Origin of the sequence: Aeromonas schubertii (genome assembly GCF_000820105.1) — a bacterium.
GTDB classification, from domain to species: Bacteria; Pseudomonadota; Gammaproteobacteria; order Enterobacterales; family Aeromonadaceae; genus Aeromonas; species Aeromonas schubertii.
This window is the reverse complement of record NZ_CDDB01000109.1, coordinates 15,389-38,805: the sequence shown is the minus strand read 5'-3', so window position 1 is coordinate 38,805 and position 23,417 is coordinate 15,389. Positions and strand designations below refer to the sequence as shown.

Sequence of the window (23,417 nt, the reverse complement as noted above, 5' to 3'; positions counted from 1 at the left end):
GTCATACTCGAATGTCGATCAGCGTCCCCATCATCTCGTTGGCACTCTTGATGACCCTGGCATTGGCACCAGCCTGCAACTCGCCCACCTTGAGATTCACCAACTCTTCGGGAACGTTGACCTTGTCACCCGAGGGGGTGCTGAGGCTGGCGAGAGAGGCTGAGGCGTCGGCCACGGTTTTTTCGGCCCGCTGAAAGCCGATCGTGCCATTCGTCATGGCTGAATCAATACGCATCACACATCCTCACACAACGGGTAGTTCAATTATTCACCAGTAGCGAAAGAAATTGAAGTGATGTGCCGTTTTTTTAGTCGATCATGGCGCCGAGCCGGCGACAAAACTCCTCCGGATGGGAGATAAAGGGCGCATGGGAGGCCTTTTCGAAGACCAGGCTCGAGCTGTGCGGGAAGCGGGCGTCGAGCAGAGGCACGACCGCGCGGGGCACCAAAGCGTCGAGACGGCCGTAGAGACGCAGCCAGGATCCCTGCCAGTTGTCCATGGCTGCGCGCAGATCGACCTCGGCCAGTAGACGGAGTCCCTCGGCCAGCGCCACAGGAGAGGGGGCCGGCCGCTCGGCCAGCCAGCGGCGCAGTTGGCGGATATCATCCCGGGCGTGCTCGCTGCCCATGGCCTGAATGGCCAGGAAGCGCTCTATGGTCTGGTTAAAGTCTCCCTTGAGCATCTGTTGGAAACCGTCCAGCACCTTGGGCGCTATGCCGGGCCACCCTTCATGGGCCAGGAAGCAGGGCGAGCTGGCGACTGTGATGAGCTGCTGTACCCGCTGCGGGTGGGTGAGGGCGATTTGACTGGCCACCAGTCCGCCCAGCGACCAGCCCAGCAAGATGGTGCGCTCGGGCAGAACCTTCACCACCTCCTCTGCCAGCCATTCGAGGCTATAGTCGACCCCATCGGGCAGTGCAGAGGCGCCAAATCCGGGAAGATCGACCAGATGCAATCGATAGTGGTTGGCCAGAAGGGGGGCAACACCATGCCAAACCGCACTATTCATGCCCCAACCATGAAGCAGGACCAGGTCCGGCCCCTTCCCCGTCAGCTCTACCGTGATGCTCATCTACACTCAGGTCCTGTTGTTGTCATGGTGGTCAGGCATGGTAAAGGGCTGGGTGACGAAAGCAAGGGGGCTGCTGGGTGGTCGGGCCGACTGGAGTGGTCACTGCTTGCTCTGTCTGCAGCCGAGTGAGATCCCGCTGCTTTGCGATGTCTGCCGGCGAGCCCTGCACCAGGATATGAGACGCTGCCACGGTTGCGCCGCCCCCTTGCCCGATACTCTCCCCCCGGATCAGTTGTGGTGTGGCCGGTGTCAGCGTCGGCCTCCTCCCTGGGCTCGGCTGCAGGTGATCGGTGACTATCTGGCCCCCTGGCCTGTGTTAATTCCGCGCTTCAAGTATGCCAGGCAGGTGATGCTGGCCGATGTACTGGGACGGCTGCTGGCCGATCACCTGGATCTGACCGACCCGCCCGAGGTGCTGCTACCCGTACCGCTGCACTGGTGGCGGCGCATCACCAGGGGGTTTAACCAGGCCGAGCTGCTGGCGTGTGAGGTGGCCCGCCATACCGGAATTCCACTCGATAGGAGCTTGCTGAGACGGGCGCGGGCAACCCCTCAGCAGAGTCGCCTCGGTGCCGGGGCGCGGCGACGCAATCTGCGCCATGCCTTTCGGGTGGGGAGCCATCACTATCGTCACGTTGCGCTGATCGACGATGTGGTAACCACAGGGGCGACGGCGGGGCGGTTGGCGCGTCTGTTGCGGGAAAGCGGGGTGGAGCGGGTGGAGGTGTGGGCCCTGTGTCGCACCCTGCGGCATCTTGGCTGAAGCGTGACGGGTGTGCTACCCATCGCCTGGCAACAGGAGTATCATCAATACCCTAGCCATTTGCTCAGGTTTACGAGGACAGTGATGATCACCATTTCCGAGGCCGCCCAGGCTCATTTTCGCAAGCTGCTGGAGAAACAGCCGGAAGGCACCAACATCCGGGTGTTTGTCGTCAATCCCGGTACGCCCAACGCCGAATGCGGTGTCTCTTACTGCCCGCCCGATGCCGTGGATCCGGATGATCAGCACCTTCCCTTCGACGGCTTCGAGACCCTGATCGACCCGCTGAGTGCCCCCTTTCTGGAGGAGGCGAGCATCGACTTCGTCACCGATCAGATGGGCTCCCAGCTGACGCTCAAGGCACCCAACGCCAAGATGCGCAAGGTGGGTGACGACGCTCCCCTGATCGAGCGCATCGAATACGTGCTGCTCTCCGAGGTGAACCCCATGCTGGCCGGTCACGGCGGTAAGGTGACCCTGACCGAGCTGACCGAAGACGGTTACGCCATCCTGCAGTTTGGCGGTGGTTGCAACGGCTGCTCCATGGTCGATTACACCCTCAAAGAGGGGATCGAGAAGCAACTGCTGGAGAAGTTCCCGAACGAGCTCAAGGGCGTCAAGGATGCCACCGAGCACCAGCGTGGCGATCACTCCTACTATTGATCTCCGGCTCCCCATAGAGAAGGCCCCGCCAACTGGCGGGGCCTTCTTGTTTCGGGTGAACTACTCGTCTTTCTTGTCCCGGGAGAGCAGGGCTATCGCCGCCTCTTTCGGGTTCTTGCCCTCGTAGAGCACCTTGTAGATCTGTTCGCAGATGGGCATCTCCACCCCACAGCGTGCCGCCAGCAGGTGCACCTCCTTGGTGTTGCGATGCCCCTCGACGACCTGGCCTATTTCGGTCATGGCACTCTCGACCGACTTGCCGGCCCCCAGCGCCAGACCGAAGCGGCGGTTGCGCGACTGGTTGTCGGTACAGGTGAGTACCAGGTCCCCGAGTCCTGCCATCCCCATGAAGGTCTTGGCATCGGCACCGAGGGCGAGCCCGAGGCGCTGCATCTCAACCAGGCCACGGGTGATGAGGGCGGTACGTGCGTTGGCACCAAAGCCCAGACCATCGGAGAGACCGGCACCGATGGCGATGACGTTCTTCACGGCGCCCCCCAGCTGCAGGCCGATAAAGTCCGGGTTGGTATAGACCCGGAACGAGCGGCCACAGTGCAGCAGGTGGGAGAGGTCCTCGGCAAAGTCGTCATGGGTTGAGGCGACCGAGATGGCGGTCGGCATGCCGGCGGCCAGCTCCCTGGCGAAGGTGGGACCGGAAATCACCGCCAGCGGCATGGTATCGCCCAAGACCTCGCGCGCCACCTCTTGCAGCAGGCGGCCGCTGTCCGGCTCCAGGCCCTTGGTGGCCCAGGCGATACGGCTGTCGGGGCGCAGGAAGGGCCTGATCCGGGCCAGCACCTCTCCGAAGACATGGCTCGGGACTACCAGCAGCAGCACGGGAGCCGCCGTGACAGCCTCTTGCAGATCCGAGGTCAGCAGCAGGGAATCGGGAAAGGGCACATCCGGCAGGAAGGCCTTGTTGCAGTGCTCTCTGGCCAGATCGGCAACATGAGCCGGATCGTGACCCCACAGCAGGGTCGGATGGCCGTTACGGGCCAGAGAAATGGCAAGGGCGGTGCCGTAAGACCCCGCCCCCAAGACCGAAATGGCAGCCTTGTCACTCATCTCAAGCTTCCGCAGTGGCCTGCTCTGCCTGCAGTTGGGCCACATGCTGGGCGAACAGGGCATCGAAGTTGACCGGAGCCAGGTTCAGCTGCGGGAAGGAGCCGCGGTTAACCATGGCGGAGACGGCTTCACGAGCGTACGGGAACAGGATGTTCGGGCAGAAGGCGGCCAGGCAGTGAGCCAGCTGCGGCTCCGGCAGGTTGCCGATGGTGAAGATACCGGCCTGGTGCACTTCGCACAGGAAGGCGGTCTCTTCGCCCAGCTTGCAGGTGACGGTCAGGGTCAGCACCACTTCGTAGATGCTTTCGGCCAGCATATTGGTCTTGGTGTCCATATCCAGGCTGACTTCCGGCTGCCATTCTTTCTGGAAGATGTGCGGGGTGTTCGGTGCCTCGAACGAAACATCCTTCACATAGACGCGCTGGATGTGGAATTCCGGTTGCTGTACTTCCTGGTTGTTGATCGCTTCAGCCATGTTGTTTGATTCCTTTATTTAGCAAAAACGGGGCCTGTGGCCCCGGGATTATCAGCGCTTCTTGGTGACCGGCAGGTTATCTGCACGCCACTGGGCCATGCCACCCGCCAGGGTGTGCACCCGCTTGAAGCCATGCTTGTAGAGGGCTCTGGCGGCGGCACCCGCACTCATACCGGTCTCGCACACCACGATAATGGGGTCATCCTTGTGCTTTTCAAGCTGGCCCAGGTTGTTGGCCTGGATTTCGCTGAGGATGAGGTGCTGGGCACCGGCCAGATGGCCGCGACCAAACTCGTCGAGAGTACGGATGTCGACCACCACGGCATTCTCGCGGTTGATCAGCATGGTGGCGGCGTGGTTATTAACCGCCTTGACGGGGGAGAAACGGGCACGCACCGTGGTGTAGATCAGGGTGCCGGCCAGGCCGACCCAGGCTGCGGTGAGCAGGGGGTTGCGGGCCGCGAAATCCAGATACTCTTGCATCTTTCCTACAATCCAAATCCGGGACAAGGGCCCGAGTATACATGGGGGAGGTGAGAATATCAGCCATCAATGGGGCAAAGCGGGAGCACGCTCTCAGGCAGGGCTGGCGGGCCCCGGCGGATCAGGTGACTATTTCGGCGGATGTAGTAATATTACGCTAGTTTCGCTTTCTGCAATTCATTCCAATCCGAGAGGACATAGTCTTATGTCAACAGCCAAGAAACCCCTGGTTCTGGTCATCATGGACGGTTGGGGCTACAGCGACAAGGCAGAGCACAACGCCGTCGCCGCCGCCAACACCCCCAATCTGGATCGCCTCGCTCGTGACTACACCAGCACCCTCATCTCCGGCTCCGGCCTCGACGTCGGTCTGCCCGATGGTCAAATGGGCAACTCCGAGGTGGGTCACGTCAACATCGGCGCCGGCCGGATCGTCTACCAGGAGCTGACCCGCATCTCCAAAGACATCCAGGACGGCCCCTTCTTCGACAACGTCGAGATCGGCAAGGCCGTCGATGCCGCCGTTCAGGCCGGCAAGGCTGTCCACATTATGGGCCTGATGTCTCCGGGTGGCGTGCACAGCCACGAAGAGCACATCCTGGGGATGATCGAGATGGCCGCCCGTCGTGGCGCCGAGCAGATCTACTTCCACGCCTTCCTGGATGGCCGTGACGTGCCGCCGCGCTCCGCCCAGTCCTCCATCGAGCTGTTCGACGCCAAGTTTGCCGCCCTCGGCAAGGGTCGCTTCGCCTCCATGATCGGTCGTTACTACGCCATGGATCGCGACAACCGTTGGGACCGCGTACAGCAGGCCTATGACCTGATGACCCAGGGCAAGGGCGAGTTCACCGCCGCCTCCGCCACCGAGGCCCTGGCTGCTGCCTACGCTCGTGACGAGAACGACGAGTTCGTCAAGGCCACCCGTATCGGCGAAGCCGCCCCGATGCAGGATGGCGATGCCCTGATCTTCATGAACTTCCGTGCCGACCGTGCCCGCGAGATCACCCGCGCCTTCGTCGACACCGACTTCACCGGTTTTGCCCGCGAGGCCCTGCCGAAACTGAACTTCGTGATGCTGACCGAGTATGCGGCCGACATCAAGACCGCCTGTGCCTACCCGCCAACCGCCCTGGTCAATACCCTGGGTGAGTGGCTGGCCAAGCAGGGCAAGACCCAGCTGCGCATCTCCGAGACCGAGAAGTACGCTCACGTCACCTTCTTCTTCAACGGTGGCGAAGAGGCCTGCTTCACCGGCGAGGATCGCGAGATTGTGGCCAGCCCCAAGGTAGCCACCTACGATCTGCAGCCCGAGATGAGCTCTGGCGAACTGACCGACAAGCTGGTTGCGGCCATCAAGAGCGGCAAGTACGACGTCATCATCTGTAACTACCCGAACGGCGACATGGTCGGCCACACCGGTGTGTTCGATGCCGCGGTCAAGGCTTGCGAGGCCGTCGATCACTGCATCGGTCGTGTCACCGAGGCCCTGGCCGAGGTGGGTGGCGAATGCCTTATCACCGCCGACCACGGCAACGCCGAGAAGATGATGGATGAAGAGACCGGTCAGGCGCACACCGCCCACACCAACCTGCCGGTGCCCCTCATCTACTTCGGTCGCAAGGCCGAGGTGGTAGAGGGCGGCAAACTGTCCGATCTGGCGCCTACCATGCTGACTCTGATGGGTCTGCCTGTGCCGCCGGAAATGACTGGCAAGCCCCTGATGATTTTGAAATAATTCCGCCCCATGCGGGGACGTGACTTGATTTCAAAGCACTTACAACGCGTCGGCCTTTTGGCCGGCGCGCTGTTTTATTGCCTGAGCGCCCAGGGGGGGCTCAACAACGATCTGGGCAAGGTCCAGAACGATATCAAGGCTCAGCAGAAGGCGGTCAAGCTCGGCAAGCAGGAGCTGGCCAAGCTGGCCAAACAGCTGGAGCAGGATGAGCGCGCCGTCTCTGTCGCCGCTGCCAAGCTGGCGGATACCCGCTCTCAGCTCAAGAAGAGCGAGAGCCGTATTCAGGAGCTTGCCCGCGAGAAGGACGAACTGGAGCGCCAGGCCAACCAGCAGAAGAGCCTGCTGGCCAAGCAGGCCGAGAGTGCCTTCCGGGCCGGCGATCACGACTATCTCAAGCTGCTGCTCAACCAGCAGGATCCCAATCGCCTCAGCCGTACCATCGACTTCTACGACTACCTCAACAAGGCCCGAATTGAGGCCATCGAGTCCCTGCGTGCCACCCAGCGGCGGCTGACCGCCAATCAGGAGGCGACTCGGGAGACTCTGGGTCGTCAGCAGCGCCTCCTCGACGATCAGAAGCAGCAGCATCAGGGGCTGCTCGCCAGCCAGCAGAGCCGGGAGCAGACCCGCAGCCAGCTGCAGCAGGATGTGCAGAGCGATGAGGCCAAGCTGGCCAAGATGGTGCAGGCGGAGAAGCGCCTCAAGGCACGCCTCGAGGAGTTGCGCCGCCAGCAGGAGGAGGCCGAACGCCGCGAGCGCGAACGCATCGCCAGGATGAAGGCGGAGCAGGAGCGGCTACGCAAGCAGGCGGAGCAGGCCCAGCGGGAGGAGGAGCGCCAGCTCGCCCGCCGTCAGCAAAAAGAGCTGGAGCAGGCCGAGGCCCAGAGCCGTCGCTACAGCGGAGGCCTGAGCACCAGCAGCGCCTTGCGCTGGCCGGTGCAGGGGCCCATTCTCATCTCCTACGGGTCACGGCGCACCGCCGAGATCAAGTGGAAAGGGACCCTGATCGGCGCCCCCGAGGGCACTCAGGTCAAGGCGGTGGCGCCCGGTCAGGTGGTCTATGCCGACTGGCTCGATGGCTACGGCATGCTGCTGGTGGTCGATCATGGCAAGGGTTATATGAGCCTCTATGGTCACAACCAGTCTCTGCTGCGCCATGTGGGGCAGAAGGTCGAGCAGGGCGAGCCTGTAGCCCTGGTGGGTAACAGTGGCGGCCAGGATCAGACCGGTCTCTACTTCGAAATCCGTTATCAGGGGGAGGCGATCAACCCCACCAGGTGGCTCTCCCGGCGCAGTTAGTGCCCCATTTTGGTGCCAGGCACACAACTGGTGCCCCATCCTGAACCAATGCGTCTCTATCGGGCCCTCTTTTGGGCCCGATTTGCTGGCACGACTCCTGCTCTGCTCTCCCTCCGCCCGCCCCCTCGACGGGGCGGTGCATGACAACAAATCAGGATGATGGAGACACACAGTGCAGGACCCCAACGCTATCGCAACCCTTACCCAGAGTGCGGACACCCTGTTCGTGCTCGGCGGCGCCATCATGGTGCTTGCCATGCATTCCGGCTTTGCCTTTCTCGAACTGGGCACGGTGCGCAGCAAGAACCAGGTCAACGCCCTGGTGAAGATCATCACCGACTTCGGCATCTCGACCCTGGCCTACTTCTTCATCGGCTATTGGCTTGCCTATGGCAAGACCTTCTTCGCCGATGCGCCGACCCTGGCGGCAGGGCAGGGCTACGAGCTGGTGAAGTTCTTCTTTTTGCTCACCTTCGCCGCCGCCATCCCGGCCATCGTCAGTGGCGGTATTGCCGAGCGGGCGCGCTTCTACCCCATGTTGCTCTGCTCCGGGCTCACGGTGGGGTTGGTCTATCCCCTGTTCGAGGGGATCGCCTGGAATGGCAACTTCGGCCTGCAGGCATGGCTTGAGCTGCGCTTCGGGGCCCCCTTCCACGACTTTGCCGGCTCGGTGGTGGTGCATGCCGTGGGGGGCTGGATCGGCCTGGTGGCCGTGGTGCTGCTCGGCATGCGCAAGGGGCGCATTCGCGGTGGTCAGGCGGTGGGCTTTGCCCCCTCGAACATCCCCATGCTGGCGCTCGGGGCCTGGGTTCTCACGGTCGGCTGGTTCGGCTTCAACGTCATGTCGGCCCAGAAGCTGGGGGGGATCAGCGGTTTGGTCGCCCTCAACTCCCTGATGGCCATGGTCGGCGGCACCCTGGTGGCCATGCTGCTCGGCCGCAACGACCCGGGCTTCATCCACAACGGTCCCCTGGCCGGGTTGGTGGCGGTGTGTGCCGGTTCGGATCTGATGCACCCCTTGAGCGCCCTGCTGGTCGGGGGCGTGGCCGGAGCCATCTTCATCGGCACCTTCACCTGGTTGCAGCGCAAGCGCCCCCAGATAGACGACGTGCTCGGGGTGTGGCCCCTGCACGGACTGTGCGGTGCCTGGGGGGGGATCGCGGCCGGCATCTTTGGCCATCCCTACCTGGGTGGCATGGGCGGGGTGAGTCTCAGCAGCCAGCTGATCGGCACAGGTCTTGGTATCCTGACAGCCCTGTGTGGCGGCGGCCTGATCTACGGCCTGATGAAGCGGCTGGTGGGACTGCGCCTGAGCGAGGAAGAGGAGTTTATTGGCGCCGACCTCGCCATCCATCACATCGCCGCCACCAACCGGGACAAGGCACCCATCTGACGGCTGACTTGGGGGAGCAAAACGGGTATGTTACACGTAACATTTTCCGCCGGTTCTCCCCCATGCACGACACCCGAAAACGTCGCCCCACCCTGCAGGATATCGCCGACCGGGTCGGCGTGACCAAGATGACGGTCAGCCGCTATCTGCGTGACCCCGGCTCAGTGGCCGAGGCCACCCGGCAGCGCATCGCCGAGGCGGTCGAGGCGCTCGGCTATATTCCCAGCCGGGCGCCTGACATCCTCTCCAACGCCACCAGTCGCGCCATCGGCATCCTGATTCCCTCTCTCTCCAACCAGGTCTTCTCGGCCGTGGTGCAGGGGGTCGAGGCGGTCACCCGTGCGGCCGGCTACCAGACCCTGCTGGGACACTATGGCTATAGCCCGGAACGGGAGGAGGAGCAGGTCGCCTCGCTGCTCTCGTTTCATGTGGATGGGCTCATCCTCTGCGATACCGAACACACCGAGCGCACCCGCAAGATGATCGCCACGGCAGGCATTCCTGTGGTGGAGGCGATGGACTTTCCCGAGGCCCCCATCGACATGGTGGTGGGAATGGATCACCGCGCCGCGGCGCGTGCCATGACCGAGGCGATGCTGGCCCGGGGACGGCGTCATATCGTCTATCTGGGGGCTCGTCTCGACGTTCGCACCCGGTTGCGGATGGCCGGCTACTACGATGCCATGGGAGCGGCCGGGTTGACGGGGGAGCACCTGCTGACCGGGGAGTCCTCCACCTTCATCCTCGGTGGCTCCTTGCTGGATCAGGCGTTGGCCCGCTGGCCCGACCTGGATGGCCTGTTCTGCACCAACGATGACCTGGCGGTGGGGGCCATACTGCGTGCCCAGGCGCTCGGCATCCCGGTTCCGGGGCAGATTGCCATCGCCGGTGCCAATTCCCTCAACATAGGGCGCGCCATCTCGCCGCAACTGGCCAGCATCATCACCCCGCGTGAGGAGATAGGGCGCGAGGCCGCCACTCTGCTACTGGCCAGCCTGGCCGGTCAGCCGCTGGCGACCAAGGTGTGCGACCTCGGCTTCACCCTGTTCGAGGGGGAGAGCCTGGGTGAGATCCCCCGGCCCATCCGCTCATGAAACAGGCCACCCCTCGGGGTGGCCTGTCGGTTTGGCAGGGGGCGCCGTGCTTAGCGGCTGACCAGTGCGACCGCCTCGCGGGAGAGGCGGGTCACCTCGTCCCAGTTGCCGGCCTTGACGGTGTCGGCCGGCAGCATCCAGGAGCCGCCGACGGTGGCGACGCTCTTAAGGGCTAAATAATCGGCCACGTTCTTCGGGCCAATACCGCCGGTCGGGCAGAAGCGCACCTGGGGCAGGGGAGCGGCGATGGCGGCGAGCGCCTTGGTGCCCCCGTTGGCCTCGGCCGGGAAGAACTTCAGATGATCGTAGCCGGCTTCCAGGGCCTGCATCACCTCGGAGGGGGTGGCGACGCCCGGGATCAGCGGTGCACTCCCCCTGGCGGCATGGGCCAGCAGGGCCGGGGTCATGCCCGGGGAGATGACGAAGCGGGCGCCGGCGGCGACGGCGGCGTCATACTGGACGGCGTTGATGATGGTGCCGGCCCCGACCATGGCCTCGGGCATCGCCCTGGCGATGCGCTCGATGGCGGCCAGGGCCACCGGGGTGCGCAGGGTGATTTCGAACACCGAGATGCCACCGGCCAGCAGGGCCTCGGCCATCGGCACGGCCTGCTCCAGATCGGTGATGACCATGACCGGGACCAGGGGAGAGGCGGCGAAGACCTCGGCGGGGGAGACGTTCCAGTTGTGCATGGGAATTTCCTTCTGCTGATCTTATTCGAAGATGGTGGCGCCACACTCGGCGCTGGACACGGCGCGACGCATCACGCCAAACAGTTCACGACCCCAGCCTTCCTGCTCGGTGCTGAGATCGATGGGGGCCGGCTCACGGCCGCTCAGATCGCTCAGGCACATCAGGCTGCCCTGATCGGCGTCGAGGCGCAACAGGTCGCCATCGCGCAGCAGGCCGATGGCTCCGCCGTGCAGCGCCTCCGGGGTGACGTGGATGGCGGCCGGGATCTTGCCCGAGGCGCCGGAGAGGCGGCCGTCGGTCACCAGAGCCACCTTGTAGCCGGCCTTCTGCAGGTTGCCCAGCACCGGCATCAGCTTGTGCAGCTCCGGCATGCCGTTGGCGGCCGGGCCGTTGTGGCGAACCACGATGACGGCGTCCTGATTGAGTTCACCGGCCTTGTAGGCGGCCTCCACCGCGTGCTGGGAGGAGAAGACCCGGGCCGGCGCCTCGACGAGGCGATACTCGGGGGCCACGGCGGAGACCTTGACCACGGCGCGGCCCAGGTTGCCGTCGAGCACCCTGGTACCGCCGCTCGCCTGGAACCGGGCGCCGGGCAGGGCCAGCACCTCCGGGTCGCGGCTCACCCCCGCCTCTTGCCACACCAGCTGACCCTCCACCAGGTGCGGGTTCTTGAGATAGTCGGCCATGGTGCCGAACACCGGGGTGGCGTCCAGGTGCAGCAATTGTTGCTCGGCCAGACGGCGCAGCAGACCCGGTACGGCCCCGGCCTCCTGGAAGGCGTTCACATCGGCCGGACCGTTCGGGTACATGCGCACCAGCAGTGGTACCACATCGGAGAGCTCGCTGAGATCGTCCCAGGTCATGATGAGGCCGGCCTGACGGGCGATCGCCACCATGTGGATGCTGTGGTTGGTGCTGCCGCCGGAGGCGAGCAGGGCCACCAGGCCGTTGACCAGGCTGCGCTCGTCGAGCACCTCGGCCAGGGGGCGGAAGTGGCCTGAGCCGCCGACCATGGCGCTGATGCGCCGGGCGGCTTCCCGGGTCAAGGCCTGGCGCAGCTCGCTGTGGGGATGCACGAAGGCCGAGCCCGGCAGCATCAGCCCCATCGCCTCGAACACCAGCTGGTTGGTGTTGGCGGTGCCATAGAAGGTACAGGTGCCGGCGGCGTGGTAGGCGCCGCACTCCATCTTGAGCAGGGCGTCGCGCCCTACTTCACCGGCGGCGTACTGCTGGCGCACCTTCACCTTCTCGTCGTTGCTGATGCCGCTGGCCATGGGACCGGCCGGCACGAAGGCGGTCGGCAGGTGGCCGTGGGAGAGGGCCCCCATCAGCTGGCCCGGGGCTATCTTGTCACACACCCCGAGCAGCAGGGTGGCGTCGAAGGTGTTGTGGGAGAGGGAGAGGGCGGTGGCCTGGGCGATCAGATCCCGGGAGAAGAGGGACATGTCCATCCCCGGTTGGCCCTGGGTGACGCCATCGCACATGGCGGGCACGCCGCCCGCCACCTGGGCGCTGTGGCCCAGCTCGGCCAGCGCACCCTTGATGATCTCCGGGTAGCCCTGATAGGGCTGGTGGGCACTCAACATGTCGTTGTAGGCGGTGACTATGCCCACGTTGGCGCGGGTCATGTCGAGGATGCGCCCCTTCTCGTCACAGCTCGAGGCGGCGACGGCGTGGGCCAGGTTGCCGCAGGCCAGGGCGGCGCGGGTCTTGCCCCTGGCGGCCATCTGCTCGATGCGGGCGAGGTAGGCGGCGCGGCGCGTCTGGCTGCGCTCGCGAAGGCGGGCGGTGACGCGGGCGATGACGGGATGGATCATTGCTCTGCCTCCAGGGCGTGGACGGCGCGCTCCACCACTTGCTCGAAGCTGCCGTCGATGTCGATACGGATCACCCCGGTTTCCCCTTCCGGTCGCTCCAGGGTGGTGAACTGGCTCTGCAACATGGCCTCTTTCATGAAGTGTCCCTGGCGCGCCTTCATGCGCTCGAGGATGAGGTTGAACTCGCCGTCGAGAAACAGGAAGCGCACCGAGCGGTTGCCGTCGCGGATGAGGTCACGGTACTGACGCTTGAGGGCCGAGCAGACGATGATGCCGGTCTCGTTCTTGTGCTCGAGGCTGTAGGCCGCATCACGGATACGCTCGAGCCAGGGGGCACGATCCGCGTCGTTGAGAGGGGTGCCGTTGGCCATCTTCTGGATGTTGGCTCTCGGGTGGAGATCGTCCCCGTCGATAAACTTGGCGCCGATGGCTTCTGCCACCCGGGCGCCTACCGAGGATTTACCGCTGCCGGAGACCCCCATCACGATAATGCTCATTCCCGCCATTGTTTGACCTCTATCTCACTTCTTGAAAATCGTTTGTCGAATGGCTTCTAACTTACCACGTTACCGGTAACATGTTACCGGTAACGTTACGCATTGTGAAGTGAAGCACAGAATCGTGCGACGCATAATAGGAACCAAGTGAGGATAAGAAAATGGATGGAGCGGTGAACACACCCGATGTGGCCTATCTGCTGTCTGTCGCAGGTGGCGCCATCGTTCTGCTGCTATTGCTGATCATGCGTTTCAAGGTGCACGCCTTCGTCGCCCTGACGCTGGTCAGCCTGATCACAGCCCTGGCCACCGGGGTGACCTACGACCAGGTGATACCCACCATGCTGGGCGGTTTTGGCAGCACCCTGGCCTCGGTGGCGCTGTTGGTGGGGTTGGGCGCCATGATAGGGCGGATCCTGGAGCAGACCGGGGGGGCCAAGGTGCTGGCCGATACCCTGATCAACCGCTTCGGGCCCGAGCGGGCACCGCTGGCGCTGGGGGTGGCCTCCCTGCTGTTTGGCTTCCCCATCTTCTTCGATGCGGGGCTCATCGTCATGCTGCCCATCATCTTCAGCGTGGCCAAGCAGTTTGGCGGCTCTGTGCTCAAGTATGCACTCCCCTCGGCCGGCGCCTTTGCCGTGATGCATGCCTTCCTGCCCCCTCACCCGGGGCCGGTGGCGGCGAGTGAGTTGCTGGGGGCCAACATAGGCTTGCTGACCGTGGTGGGCTTGCTGGTGGCGATCCCCACCTGGTATTTGGGGGCCTATCTCTATGGTCTGTGGGCCGGCAAGAAGTTCGAGATCCCCCTGCCACCGCGTTTCGTCGCAGATGCCCAGGTCAGCCATGAGGCGGCGCCGAGCTTCGGGCAGGTGCTCTCGATCCTGCTGTTGCCCCTGCTCCTCATCTTCATGGATACCGGACTCAACACCCTGGGCGCCATGGGGATGGTGGACAAGGGGGCCGAGTGGGTCAATGTGCTGCGGATGGTCGGCAAGACCCCGGTCGCCCTGCTGATTACCCTGATCTATGCCCTCTTCCTGTTTCGTCAGAGCCAGGGCAAGGTGGCGCTCGAGAAGTTGTGTAACGAGGCGCTCGCCCCCGTCTGTGCCGTCATTCTGGTGACCGGTGCCGGCGGCATGTTCGGCGGTGTGCTGCGTGCCAGTGGCATAGGTGCGGCACTGGCCGATGTACTTTCCGATACCGGGATGCCGGTGATCCTGGCGGCATTCCTGGTCTCTACCGCCCTGCGCGTGGCCCAGGGATCGGCGACCGTGGCACTGACGACCACGGCGGCCCTCATGGCGCCGACGGTGGCGGCCACTGCCGGGTTGAGCGAGCTGGATCTCACCTTTATCGTCATCGCCATCGCCGGCGGGGCCACAGTGCTCTCCCACTTCAACGACTCCGGTTTCTGGCTGGTGGGACGTTTCCTCAACATGGACGAGAAGACCACCCTCAAGACCTGGACCGTCATGGAGACCCTTCTGGGGACGATTGCCTTCCTGATCGTGGCGCTGGCCAGCATGATTTTCTGAGTGACCGTCGTGCCAAACACCATGGGGCCGGCCTTGCGCCGGCCCCATGGTTATGGTGCCTGAATCGACTTTTTACCGATTCTTGCTTGGGGACGCCGCCGACCGTTGCTAGAATTGCCCATTCCCCGCTTCGAGTGGAACGCGTAACGCAGTGATTTCAGGTTTCTCTATGCATTTACCGGCACATTATCGACAGCTGTTGGAGCGCTTGCCCAAGATCGCCGTGGGCGCAGACCGTTTTGACGTGCTCTACAGCGCCAAGGATTTCAAGCAGCGCATCCTCGATCTCATCGCCAGCGCGCGCCAGCGCATCTATCTGGTGGCCCTCTACCTGCAAGATGACGAGGCGGGCCGCGAGATCCTGGATGCCCTCTACGCCGCCAAGGGACGTAATCCCGACCTCGACATCAAGGTCTTCGTCGACTTCCACCGTGCCCAGCGCGGCCTGATCGGCAAGGGGGCCCAGGGAGGCAACCACCTGCGCTACCAGTCCATGGCGGCCGAGCACAAGGAGCGCATCGCGATCTATGGTGTACCGGTCAAGGGGCGCGAGCTGCTCGGGGTGTTACACCTCAAGGGCTTCGTCTTCGACGACACCGTGCTTTACTCGGGCGCCAGCCTCAACGATGTCTACCTGCACCAGCAGGAGCGCTATCGTTTCGACCGCTACCACCAGATCGAGAGCCACGAGCTGGCCAATGCCATGGTGCGCTATGTGGACGACTACTTCGTCGCGAGCGATGCGGTATCCCGGCTCGACAAGCCGGCCATCCCCACCGCCAAGCAGCTCAAGGGGACGATCCGCCGCTTCAAGGGGCAACTGGCCCGCAGCCACTACCGTTTCAACTCCAGCCTGCCGGTGGCGGGTGAGGTGGCGGTGACGCCCCTGGTGGGACTCGGCAAGCGCAACAACCAGCTCAACCGGATGATCCGCAACCTGGTGCGCGGCTGCGAGCGCGAGATCTTCATCTGCACTCCCTACTTCAATCTGCCCAAGGAGTTGGCCAAGGATATCGAGGGGCTGTTGCGCCACGGGCGCAAGGTGACGATCGTGGTCGGCGACAAGACCGCCAACGACTTCTATATCCCGCCCGAGGAGAAGTTCTCCACCATCGGCGGCCTGCCGTATCTGTACGAAGCGAACCTGCGCAAGTTTGCCCAGCGTAACCAGCACCACATCGACAGCGGCCTGCTCAACATGATGCTGTGGCGCCACGAGCGGCACTCCTACCACCTCAAGGGGATCTTCGTGGATGGCGGCGAGTGGGCCCTGCTCACCGGCAACAACCTCAATCCCCGTGCCTGGTCCCTGGATTTGGAGAACGGCCTGCTGGTCAAAGATGCCCAGCACCTGCTGGCCGAGCACTTCACTCGCGAGCGGGAAAATATTCTGCAGCATACCCAGAGGGTTACCCGTTTCAACGAGGTGGAGCAGATTGGCGACTATCCGGAGCAGGTGCGTCGCCTGCTGGCGCGGATTCACAGGGTCAAGGCTCACCTGCTGCTCAAGCGCATCATCTGACCCGATTGCCGCTTTTGTAAGCGTTCCAAAGGCCTCCCGTTTTCGGGAGGCCTTTGTTATTATCTGGACGTATTTACAGTACTGTCGGGCATCTGGTTGATGAAATTGGATAAAATCCCGCTGGACAGCCTCAAGGGCGTGGGCGGCAAGATGCAGGAGAAGCTGGAGCGACTGGGACTGGTCACGGTCCAGGATCTCTTGTTCCACCTGCCACATCGTTATGAGGACCGCACCCGGGTGTGGCCCATCGGCGATCTCTTGCCCGGCACCACCTGCGCGGTTGAGGGGGAGATCCAGGACAGCCAGCTGTTGATGGGGCGCAAGCGCATGCTGGTGTGCCGCATCAGCGACGGCAGCGGCAGCATCACCCTGCGCTTTTTCAACTTCACCGCCGCCCAGAAAAACAGCCTCAGCGCCGGGCGCCTGATGCGCTGCTTCGGCGAGATCCGCCCCGGCAAGTTCGGTCTCGAGATCATTCACCCTGAGTACAAGCTGCTCGGGGAGGAGCAGGCCGGCCAGGCCGAAGAGGCTCTCACTCCGGTCTATCCCACCACCGAAGGGCTGCGCCAGCTGACCCTGCGTGGCCTCACCGATCAGGCGCTGGTGCTGCTGGCCGAGCACGGGGTGGAGGAGCTGCTGCCCGCCGGTCTCTACCCGACCCAGATCTCCCTGGCCGAAGCCCTGCGCCTGTTGCACCGGCCGCCGCCGGACGTGGCCCTCGACCAGCTCGAGAGCGGTCGCCACCCGGCCCAGGCCCGACTGGTGATGGAGGAGCTGCTGGCCCACAATCTCTCGGTGCTCAAGGTGCGCGAGCAGGCCCAGACCCAGGCGTCGGTGCCCCTGCCGCCGGCCCCCGAGCTGGTGGGGCGGCTGCTCGCCTCGCTCCCCTTCGCGCCGACCGGTGCCCAGCGCCGGGTGGTGGAGGAGATCAGCCGCGACCTGCAGCGTGGCCACCCCATGATGCGGCTGGTGCAGGGGGACGTGGGCTCGGGCAAGACGCTGGTGGCCGCCATGGCGGCCCTGCAGGCCATTGGCAACGGCTATCAGGTGGGGCTGATGGCCCCCACCGAGCTGCTGGCCGAGCAGCACGCCATCAACTTCGGCCGCTGGCTCGAGCCGCTTGGCATCAAGGTGGGCTGGCTCGCCGGCAAGCAGAAGGGCAAGGCGCGGGAAGAGGCGCTCAATGCCATCGCCGATGGCTCCGCCGCCATGGTGGTGGGCACCCACGCCATCTTCCAGGAGCAGGTCAACTTCCATCGCCTCGGGCTGGTCATCATCGACGAGCAGCACCGTTTCGGGGTGCACCAGCGCCTGGCCTTGCGCGAGAAGGGGGAGCGTGACGGAGTGCACCCGCACCAGCTCATCATGACGGCCACCCCGATCCCGCGCACCCTGGCCATGACCGCTTACGCCGATCTCGACACCTCTGTCATCGACGAGCTGCCCCCCGGGCGTACCCCCATCACCACGGTGGCGGTGCCCGACACCCGCCGCCAGGATGTGATCGAGCGGGTGCGGCTGGCCTGTACCGAGGGCAAGCAGGCCTACTGGGTCTGCACCCTGATCGAGGAGTCCGAAGTGCTCGAGTGTCAGGCCGCCGAAGAGACGGCCGCCGAGCTGCAGCGTCTGCTGCCCGGTCTGCACATCGGCCTGGTGCACGGGCGGATGCGCCCGATCGAGAAGCAGCGGGTGATGGAGGAGTTCAAGGCCGGCATACTGCAACTGCTGGTGGCTACCACCGTCATCGAGGTGGGGGTGGACGTGCCCAACGCCAGCCTGATGATCATCGAAAACCCCGAGCGACTGGGTCTGGCGCAGCTGCACCAGCTGCGCGGACGGGTGGGCCGGGGGGCGGTGGCCTCCCACTGCGTACTGCTCTACCATGCCCCCTTGTCCAAGACAGCCCAGAGCCGGCTCGGGGTACTGCGAGAAACCAACGACGGCTTCGTCATCGCCCAGCGCGATCTGGAGTTGCGCGGCCCTGGCGAGCTGCTCGGTACCCGGCAGACCGGGCTGGCCGATCTCAAGATCGCCGATCTGGTGCGCGACCAGCCGCTCATCCCCCAGGTGCAGAAGCTGGCGCGCTACCTGATGGACCAATACCCGTCCCATGTGGACCCGCTGATCCGCCGCTGGTTGGGGTTGCGGGAACACTACTCCACCGTCTGACTCGAGGAGGAAGGCATCGATGAACGCATGGCTCCGTGCCCTCTTGTACACCCTTGCCTTCCTGCTGCTGACTGTCTGGGTCGTGCTGGGTCTGTTCGATGCCGAGCGGGCCAAGGCGCCGTTGGCCCGCTGGCTCTCGGCCCAGAGCGGGGTGCCGGTCGCCATCGGCAAGCTGGTTTTTAATCCCTTGCACCCCTACACCCTGCTCGCCGAACAGGTGCAGGTGGGGGAGGCGCTGACCCTGGACAAGCTCTACGTCGAGGTGGAGTCGGTGGACTGGCTGGAACGTGACGTGCGTCTGGCTCACCTCGATCTGATCCGTCCGAGGATCACCTTGCCGCTGCCCCAGGGGTTGCCGACGCTCCCCATCAACCGCCTCAGCGTGGCAGATGGCCGCATCGACCGTCTCTCGCTGAGTGGACCGCTTGGCAAGGTGACCGGCCTCTCGGCGGGGATCCGCGACTGGCAGCTTATCGACCCGGTGCGCCCGCCCCAGGCCAACCTGACCCTCAATATCAACGCCCTCGAGACCCCCTGGCTGGCCCTGTCGCGCCTGACCCTGAGCGGCAAGCTTGAGGGGCAGAAGCTGTCGGTGGACAGGCTGGTGGCCAACGCCTTCGACGGCCTCATCGAGGCTGACATGGTGCTGGACTGGGGGGCGCGCAGCCTGCAGCTGGACCGCTTCAAGGGGAGCGGCATGAACATAGAGCTCGGGGATCTGGAGCGTCTCGAGTTTCCCTTGACCCAGGTCAGCATCAGCCATGGCCAACTCGAGCATGTCAGTCTCAACGCCCTCACCCAGGAGCTGGCACTCAACGACATCAACGTCAGCCTGGGTGGCATTGAGTGGCGCCAGGGGCAGGCGCCGACCGGCTTCGTCCACGGTCGTCTCGGGGAGATTGGCCGCGGCCTGTTCCAGCTCGAGGGGGTCGACACGGATCTTGCCATGTACCCGGATCGCCTCGATGGGGAGTTCAGGGGCAAGGCCTACGATGGCAGCTTCAATCTGGAGGTGAGCGTCGCCCCGGCCCGCTCCGAGTGGACCGTCAAGGATCTGACCCTGAGCGGCATGGAGCTCTCCCTGCCTGCCGGTTGGTGGCAACAATGGCGCTCCTGGCATCCCGCCCGGCTCGATGTGCGGCGCATTGCCCTCGACAAGATGCGGGTGCTCTCGTTTGACGATGCGGTGCCCCTCTCCCTGATGAACTGGCAACTCTTCGTCAACGACCTGCGCCTCAAGGGCGAAGAGGTGACTCCCCTGATCGGTCGGGCGCGCCTCGAGAGCCACTGGGAGGAGCTGGTGTGGAAGGGGCTCTCCAGTCGCAAGGGAGAGCTGTTGCTCGAGCTCACCCCGGAGCAGTGGCAGCTGCGGAACCTCGAGAGCCGGCTGCCTGACGATGGCCACCTCAAGCTGGCCGGTAGCTGGGGATTGCAGCCGGGTCAGCCGGGGTCGCTTACCCTGGCCGGCCGCGGCCTGGATTTGGAGCAGTGGGCCAAGCTGGGGGGCGCTCCGCTGACCCTCTCCGGCAAGGGGGATCTGGACGCCTCTGTGCAGGCGAGCGACAGCCAACGCTGGCGTGAGACGCTGGGGGGGAGCCTGAGTCTCTCTTTAAGCGATCCCTTCTGGGAAGGGGTGAAGCTCGACCCCCTGCTCGATGAGTGGTTTGGCCGAACCGAGGCCCCGGCCCTCGATGCTGCCAGCCTCTGGCAGGGGATGCAGGGGGGCGATACCCCCTTCTATCGCATCGCCCTCAAGGGGGAGGCGAAAGAGGGCAGGGTGAGCCTGAACGGCGGCGCCAGCACCATCACCCACTTGCTGGCCCTGCGCGGCGATCTCGATCTCGCCAACGGCGAGTGGGCGCTCGATCTCGGTGCCCTCAACAGCCAGGGATGCGCCGAGCTGCTGACCGAGTGGCGCGGCCCCCTGGCAGCTCCGACCCTGGCCTGGCGCTTTCCGGCCCGCGAGAGCGAATGTGGCTGGCCAGCGGCGGGGGTTGCCTATCCGGCCCAAGGGCCAGGCGGACGGCTGCACCAGGTCGAGTCGGCCACTCGCTAAGGGGTTATCCCTTCCTGACCGGCTGCACCACGTACTGGCCGATAAACTCGGCGGCCAGCTTGCCACCGCTGTAGAGCTGCACCGAGAGCTGGAAGCGGGCGGCCTCACCGCTGCGCAGGGGCAGCAGGGCGGCGGGCATCCCCTCCCGGGCGACCCTGGCCTCGGGGCTTGCCTTTACCGGCCGGTAGTAGCGAATATTGCCCTCGGCCAGCACCGTATCCCCCACCACTCCCAGCTCCTTGAGTTGCAGCCAGATAAGGCCCCATCCCGCCAGCACACAGAGGCTGTAGATGCTGCCGGCAAACATGGTGTCGTGGACGTTGAGATTGGCCGCCAGATTGGCGCCCAGATGGAGGGTCTGGCCATCATAGTGGTGGATCTGCACCCCCATCTTCTCGCTGATGGGGATGCCGCGGGACCAGCGGGTCGCCAGATCCTGACACCACTCGGGGCGATAGGCGATGGTCTGCAGGGGGGCGAGGGACTTGATCATCTGGCGGTGCGGGATGCGGCCAAAGGTGACCGGCCCTTCCCCCACCTCGAGAAAGCCACACTTGCGGTAGAACTCCACCGCCTCCTGGCGGGCGTTCATCACCAGCCGCTTGACCTTCTCCTCCCGGGCTCGCTGTTCGAGATCTTCGACCATGCGAGCACCCAGCCCCTGGCCCCGGTATTGGGGCAACATACCCATGAAGCGGATCTGCGCCTCGTCGCCGCCTACGAAGAGGCGGCCGACGGCGATGGGATTGCCCGCCTCGTCGAGCATCATGCGATGAATGGCGACGCTGTCGTATTCGTCGCGCTCCGAGCCGAGGGGCAGGTTGAAGGGCTTGCGCAACAGCTCCCAGCGCAGACGGTAATAGGCATCCAGTTCGGTGTCGGTGTGGGGGGTAATCACCCGGTACATGCACCCCTCCTTGGGTTAAAATGGTCTCAAACCATCTTGCCCATTAGCCCCATGAACTTCAATCTGGAAGCGCGCCACCCCGATACCCTGCTCCATCTCGACCACTACAGTGGCCGGCGTCTTGCCGTGCTGGAAGATGCCGACTTTCGCTGGCTGGAGATCGACGATGTGGTCCAGTCAGTCCTCTGCCGGACGACTCCGGAGGCGCTCTGCCTGCCTCATCTGCGGATGGTGCAAGCCTGCCTGCCCGACAAGGCTACCCGCATGCTGGAGCTGGGGTTGGGGGGGGGTGACATGACCCGCCATTTGGCGGCGCGCTGGCCCGGGGCCGAACACCATTGTGTGGAGCTGGATCGGGAGGTGCTTGAGCTCTACCGGCGCTTCTTCCAGGGAGGGGAACAACCCACCCTTCACCACGCCGATGCGCTGGCCTATCTGGAGCGAGAGGAGGCAACCTTTGACCTGATCCTGCTCGACCTGTTCGGCCAGGATGGCAATCCCCCCCTGATGTTTCAGCCTGCTCTCTATCAGGCCCTGGCCCGACGGTTGGGGGGAACCCTGCTGGTCAACCTGTTGCCCCGTACCCGGCTGGAACTGGAGCGGGTGCTGCACCTGTGTGCCGAGCATCTGGGGCAGGCCGAGCTGTGGCCCGTCCCCGGATACCGCAACATCATCCTCAGCCTGGTGTACGACTAGACCTGTAGCCAGAAGGTAACCGGCCCGTCATTGATCAGGGCTACCTTCATGTCGGCGGCGAAACGCCCGGTTTGCGTGGTCAGACCGCCGGCACGGGCCTGCTCCACGAAGTAGTCGTAGAGGCGCTCTGCCTCGGTGGGGCGGGCACCGCCCGAGAAGCTGGGGCGCATCCCTTTCTTGGTGTCGGCGGCCAGGGTGAATTGGGAGACCACCAGCAGGCTGCCACCGGCCTGTTCCACGTTGAGGTTCATCTTCCCCTCTGGGTCGGAGAAGATGCGATAGCCGCGCACCTTGTGCAGCAGGCGATCGGCGTGGGATGGGGTATCCCCCTGCTCGACCCCCAGCAACACCAGCAGGCCTCCGTCGATGGCACCCACCACCTCCCCATCGACGGTGACACTGGCCTCACTCACCCGTTGAATCAATGCAATCACGACGTCACTCCCGAAAGTCAAAGTACCGAGCATAACAGCCCGGCCCCGAACGGTCAGTTCTTGTTGGCGTAGGTGAAGACCTTGCCGATGTCCTCGAGGCGGTAGCTGGTGAGCTGGTAGACGTAGTAGTTGAGCCAGTTGGAGAAGAGCAGGTGGCCGTGGCTGCGCCAGGTGGCCCTGGGCGGGCGAGCCGGATCGTTGTGCGGGTAGTAGTTGACCGGCACCATGGGGTCGAGACCTGCCTCGAGGTCCCTGTGATACTCCTGGTCCAGGGTCAGGGCGTCGTATTCCGGATGACCGGTGACAAACACCTGGCGACAGTCCCGGGTGGCGGCGAGGTAGACCCCGGCCTCCTCAGACTCGGCAAAGATCTGCAAGTCGGTCTGGGCCCGGATAAGGTCACCGTCGAAGGCCGCGTAGCGGGAGTGGGGGGCGACAAACTCGTCGTCGAATCCGCGCAGCAGGGGCTCGTGATCCACCAGACGCTGGTGGTGATAGACCCCGGAGAGCTTCTCGCCACGGGTCTGTTTCTCCATGCCGTAGAGCACCTTGAGGGCCGCCTGTACCGCCCAGCAGAGGAACAGGGTAGAGGTGACGTGTTCATGGGACCAACGGATGATCTCGCCGATCCGCTCCCAATAGACCACGTCCTCAAACTCCACCAGGCCAAGGGGCGCGCCGGTGATGATCATGCCGTCATAGTTGTTGCCACGCACCTGCTCGAAGTCGTGATAGAAGTTCTCCAGGTGGGCTTGCGGGGTGTTGCGGGAATCCCTGTCGTCGATACGCAGCAGGTCGACGTGTACCTGCAGCGGGGTATTGGAGAGCATGCGCAGCAGCTGGATCTCGGTCTCGATCTTCTTGGGCATCAGGTTGAGGATCAGCACCCGCAGGGGGCGGATATTCTGGGTGACGGCACGCGACTCGCTCATCACGAAGATATTCTCTTCCCCCAGCACGGCGGCGGCGGGCAACTGGTCCGGAATCTTGATTGGCATGCTCACTCCCTGCACTACATCAGTAAATATGTCTGGATGTCTAGAAATCT

General features: G+C 64.4%; 22 protein-coding genes. 11 read left to right on the top strand and 11 right to left on the bottom strand.

Features of this window, described 5'->3' with window-relative positions; translation table 11 throughout:
• Position 1 precedes the first annotated feature (1 nt).
• Positions 2–235 carry a flagellar biosynthesis protein FlgE gene (locus BN1133_RS19025; protein ID WP_050668022.1) on the bottom strand — a complete coding sequence of 78 codons (234 nt, stop codon included), beginning with the start codon at positions 233–235 and terminating at the stop codon, positions 2–4.
• Between the two features lie 73 nt (positions 236–308).
• Positions 309–1,073 carry a pimeloyl-ACP methyl ester esterase BioH gene (bioH, locus tag BN1133_RS19020; RefSeq protein WP_050668021.1) on the bottom strand — a complete coding sequence of 255 codons (765 nt, stop codon included), beginning with the start codon at positions 1,071–1,073 and terminating at the stop codon, positions 309–311.
• Positions 1,074–1,110: 37 nt separating this feature from the next.
• On the opposite strand from bioH, the gene BN1133_RS20395 reads away from it, so the two are divergent.
• Together BN1133_RS20395 and nfuA are read left to right on the top strand one after the other, a co-directional pair.
• Positions 1,111–1,836: a ComF family protein gene (locus BN1133_RS20395; RefSeq protein ID WP_050668020.1), complete on the top strand. Its 726-nt coding sequence runs from the start codon at positions 1,111–1,113 to the stop codon at positions 1,834–1,836.
• A gap of 84 nt (positions 1,837–1,920) precedes the next feature.
• The gene (nfuA, locus tag BN1133_RS19010) at positions 1,921–2,499 is read left to right on the top strand and encodes a Fe-S biogenesis protein NfuA (protein WP_050668019.1); all 579 of its coding nucleotides are present in this window, start codon (positions 1,921–1,923) and stop codon (positions 2,497–2,499) included.
• A gap of 60 nt (positions 2,500–2,559) precedes the next feature.
• Here nfuA and gpsA read toward each other — a convergent pair whose 3' ends face one another.
• The 3 genes from gpsA to BN1133_RS18995 are packed head-to-tail and all read right to left on the bottom strand — an operon-like array spanning position 2,560 to position 4,522.
• Positions 2,560–3,564: an NAD(P)H-dependent glycerol-3-phosphate dehydrogenase gene (gene gpsA, locus BN1133_RS19005; RefSeq protein WP_050668018.1), complete on the bottom strand. Its 1,005-nt coding sequence runs from the start codon at positions 3,562–3,564 to the stop codon at positions 2,560–2,562.
• A 1-nt stretch (position 3,565) separates the two neighbouring features.
• Positions 3,566–4,039, bottom strand: coding sequence for a protein-export chaperone SecB (secB, locus tag BN1133_RS19000; RefSeq protein WP_050668017.1), 474 nt, complete (start codon positions 4,037–4,039; stop codon positions 3,566–3,568).
• Between the two features lie 51 nt (positions 4,040–4,090).
• On the bottom strand, positions 4,091–4,522 hold the full coding sequence (locus BN1133_RS18995) for a rhodanese-like domain-containing protein (RefSeq protein WP_050668016.1): 432 nt from the start codon (positions 4,520–4,522) through the stop codon (positions 4,091–4,093).
• A gap of 205 nt (positions 4,523–4,727) precedes the next feature.
• Here BN1133_RS18995 and gpmM point away from each other — a divergent pair, with 205 nt between their 5' ends.
• The 4 genes from gpmM (at position 4,728) to BN1133_RS18975 (ending at position 10,043) form a co-directional block, all read left to right on the top strand.
• Positions 4,728–6,257, top strand: a complete 1,530-nt coding sequence (gene gpmM, locus BN1133_RS18990) for a 2,3-bisphosphoglycerate-independent phosphoglycerate mutase (protein WP_050668015.1) — start codon at positions 4,728–4,730, stop codon at positions 6,255–6,257.
• Positions 6,258–6,266: 9 nt separating this feature from the next.
• Positions 6,267–7,556 carry a murein hydrolase activator EnvC gene (envC, locus tag BN1133_RS18985; protein ID WP_050668014.1) on the top strand — a complete coding sequence of 430 codons (1,290 nt, stop codon included), beginning with the start codon at positions 6,267–6,269 and terminating at the stop codon, positions 7,554–7,556.
• A 172-nt stretch (positions 7,557–7,728) separates the two neighbouring features.
• A complete protein-coding gene (locus tag BN1133_RS18980) occupies positions 7,729–8,949 on the top strand; it encodes an ammonium transporter (RefSeq protein ID WP_050668013.1) in 1,221 nt (406 codons plus the stop codon).
• Positions 8,950–9,011: 62 nt separating this feature from the next.
• On the top strand, positions 9,012–10,043 hold the full coding sequence (locus BN1133_RS18975) for a substrate-binding domain-containing protein (protein ID WP_050668012.1): 1,032 nt from the start codon (positions 9,012–9,014) through the stop codon (positions 10,041–10,043).
• A 50-nt stretch (positions 10,044–10,093) separates the two neighbouring features.
• On the opposite strand, the gene BN1133_RS18970 is transcribed toward BN1133_RS18975, so the two are convergent.
• Genes BN1133_RS18970 through BN1133_RS18960 form a run of 3 tightly spaced genes read right to left on the bottom strand, consistent with a single transcriptional unit; the run spans position 10,094 to position 13,059 of the window.
• Entirely contained in the window at positions 10,094–10,735 is a 642-nt protein-coding gene (locus BN1133_RS18970) for a bifunctional 4-hydroxy-2-oxoglutarate aldolase/2-dehydro-3-deoxy-phosphogluconate aldolase (RefSeq protein ID WP_050668011.1), read from the bottom strand.
• 21 nt (positions 10,736–10,756) lie between these two features.
• Entirely contained in the window at positions 10,757–12,553 is a 1,797-nt protein-coding gene (gene edd, locus BN1133_RS18965) for a phosphogluconate dehydratase (protein ID WP_050668010.1), read from the bottom strand.
• Positions 12,550–13,059 carry a gluconokinase gene (locus tag BN1133_RS18960; RefSeq protein ID WP_050668009.1) on the bottom strand — a complete coding sequence of 170 codons (510 nt, stop codon included), beginning with the start codon at positions 13,057–13,059 and terminating at the stop codon, positions 12,550–12,552. Before BN1133_RS18960 ends, edd begins: the two co-directional genes overlap by 4 nt.
• A 164-nt stretch (positions 13,060–13,223) precedes the next feature.
• On the opposite strand from BN1133_RS18960, the gene BN1133_RS18955 reads away from it, so the two are divergent.
• The 4 genes from BN1133_RS18955 to BN1133_RS18940 all read left to right on the top strand — a co-directional run bounded on the left by BN1133_RS18955 (position 13,224) and on the right by BN1133_RS18940 (position 20,332).
• Entirely contained in the window at positions 13,224–14,585 is a 1,362-nt protein-coding gene (locus BN1133_RS18955) for a GntP family permease (protein WP_231686300.1), read from the top strand.
• A gap of 169 nt (positions 14,586–14,754) precedes the next feature.
• A complete protein-coding gene (gene pssA / locus BN1133_RS18950; RefSeq protein ID WP_050668007.1) occupies positions 14,755–16,107 on the top strand; it encodes a CDP-diacylglycerol--serine O-phosphatidyltransferase in 1,353 nt (450 codons plus the stop codon).
• Between the two features lie 99 nt (positions 16,108–16,206).
• Positions 16,207–18,276, top strand: a complete 2,070-nt coding sequence (gene recG, locus BN1133_RS18945; RefSeq protein ID WP_050668006.1) for an ATP-dependent DNA helicase RecG — start codon at positions 16,207–16,209, stop codon at positions 18,274–18,276.
• A 19-nt stretch (positions 18,277–18,295) separates the two neighbouring features.
• Positions 18,296–20,332, top strand: a complete 2,037-nt coding sequence (locus tag BN1133_RS18940) for an AsmA-like C-terminal region-containing protein (RefSeq protein ID WP_050668005.1) — start codon at positions 18,296–18,298, stop codon at positions 20,330–20,332.
• 4 nt (positions 20,333–20,336) lie between these two features.
• On the opposite strand, the gene BN1133_RS18935 is transcribed toward BN1133_RS18940, so the two are convergent.
• Entirely contained in the window at positions 20,337–21,239 is a 903-nt protein-coding gene (locus BN1133_RS18935) for a bifunctional GNAT family N-acetyltransferase/hotdog fold thioesterase (protein ID WP_050668004.1), read from the bottom strand.
• A gap of 51 nt (positions 21,240–21,290) precedes the next feature.
• Between BN1133_RS18935 and BN1133_RS18930 the strand changes: the two genes are divergently transcribed.
• Positions 21,291–21,935, top strand: coding sequence for a spermidine synthase (locus BN1133_RS18930; protein WP_050668003.1), 645 nt, complete (start codon positions 21,291–21,293; stop codon positions 21,933–21,935).
• On the opposite strand, the gene dtd is transcribed toward BN1133_RS18930, so the two are convergent.
• Positions 21,932–22,369: a D-aminoacyl-tRNA deacylase gene (gene dtd, locus BN1133_RS18925; protein ID WP_050668002.1), complete on the bottom strand. Its 438-nt coding sequence runs from the start codon at positions 22,367–22,369 to the stop codon at positions 21,932–21,934. The genes BN1133_RS18930 and dtd overlap by 4 nt on opposite strands.
• Positions 22,370–22,422: 53 nt before the next feature.
• The gene (gene metA / locus BN1133_RS18920; RefSeq protein ID WP_050668001.1) at positions 22,423–23,367 is read right to left on the bottom strand and encodes a homoserine O-acetyltransferase MetA; all 945 of its coding nucleotides are present in this window, start codon (positions 23,365–23,367) and stop codon (positions 22,423–22,425) included.
• Positions 23,368–23,417: the final 50 nt, after the last annotated feature.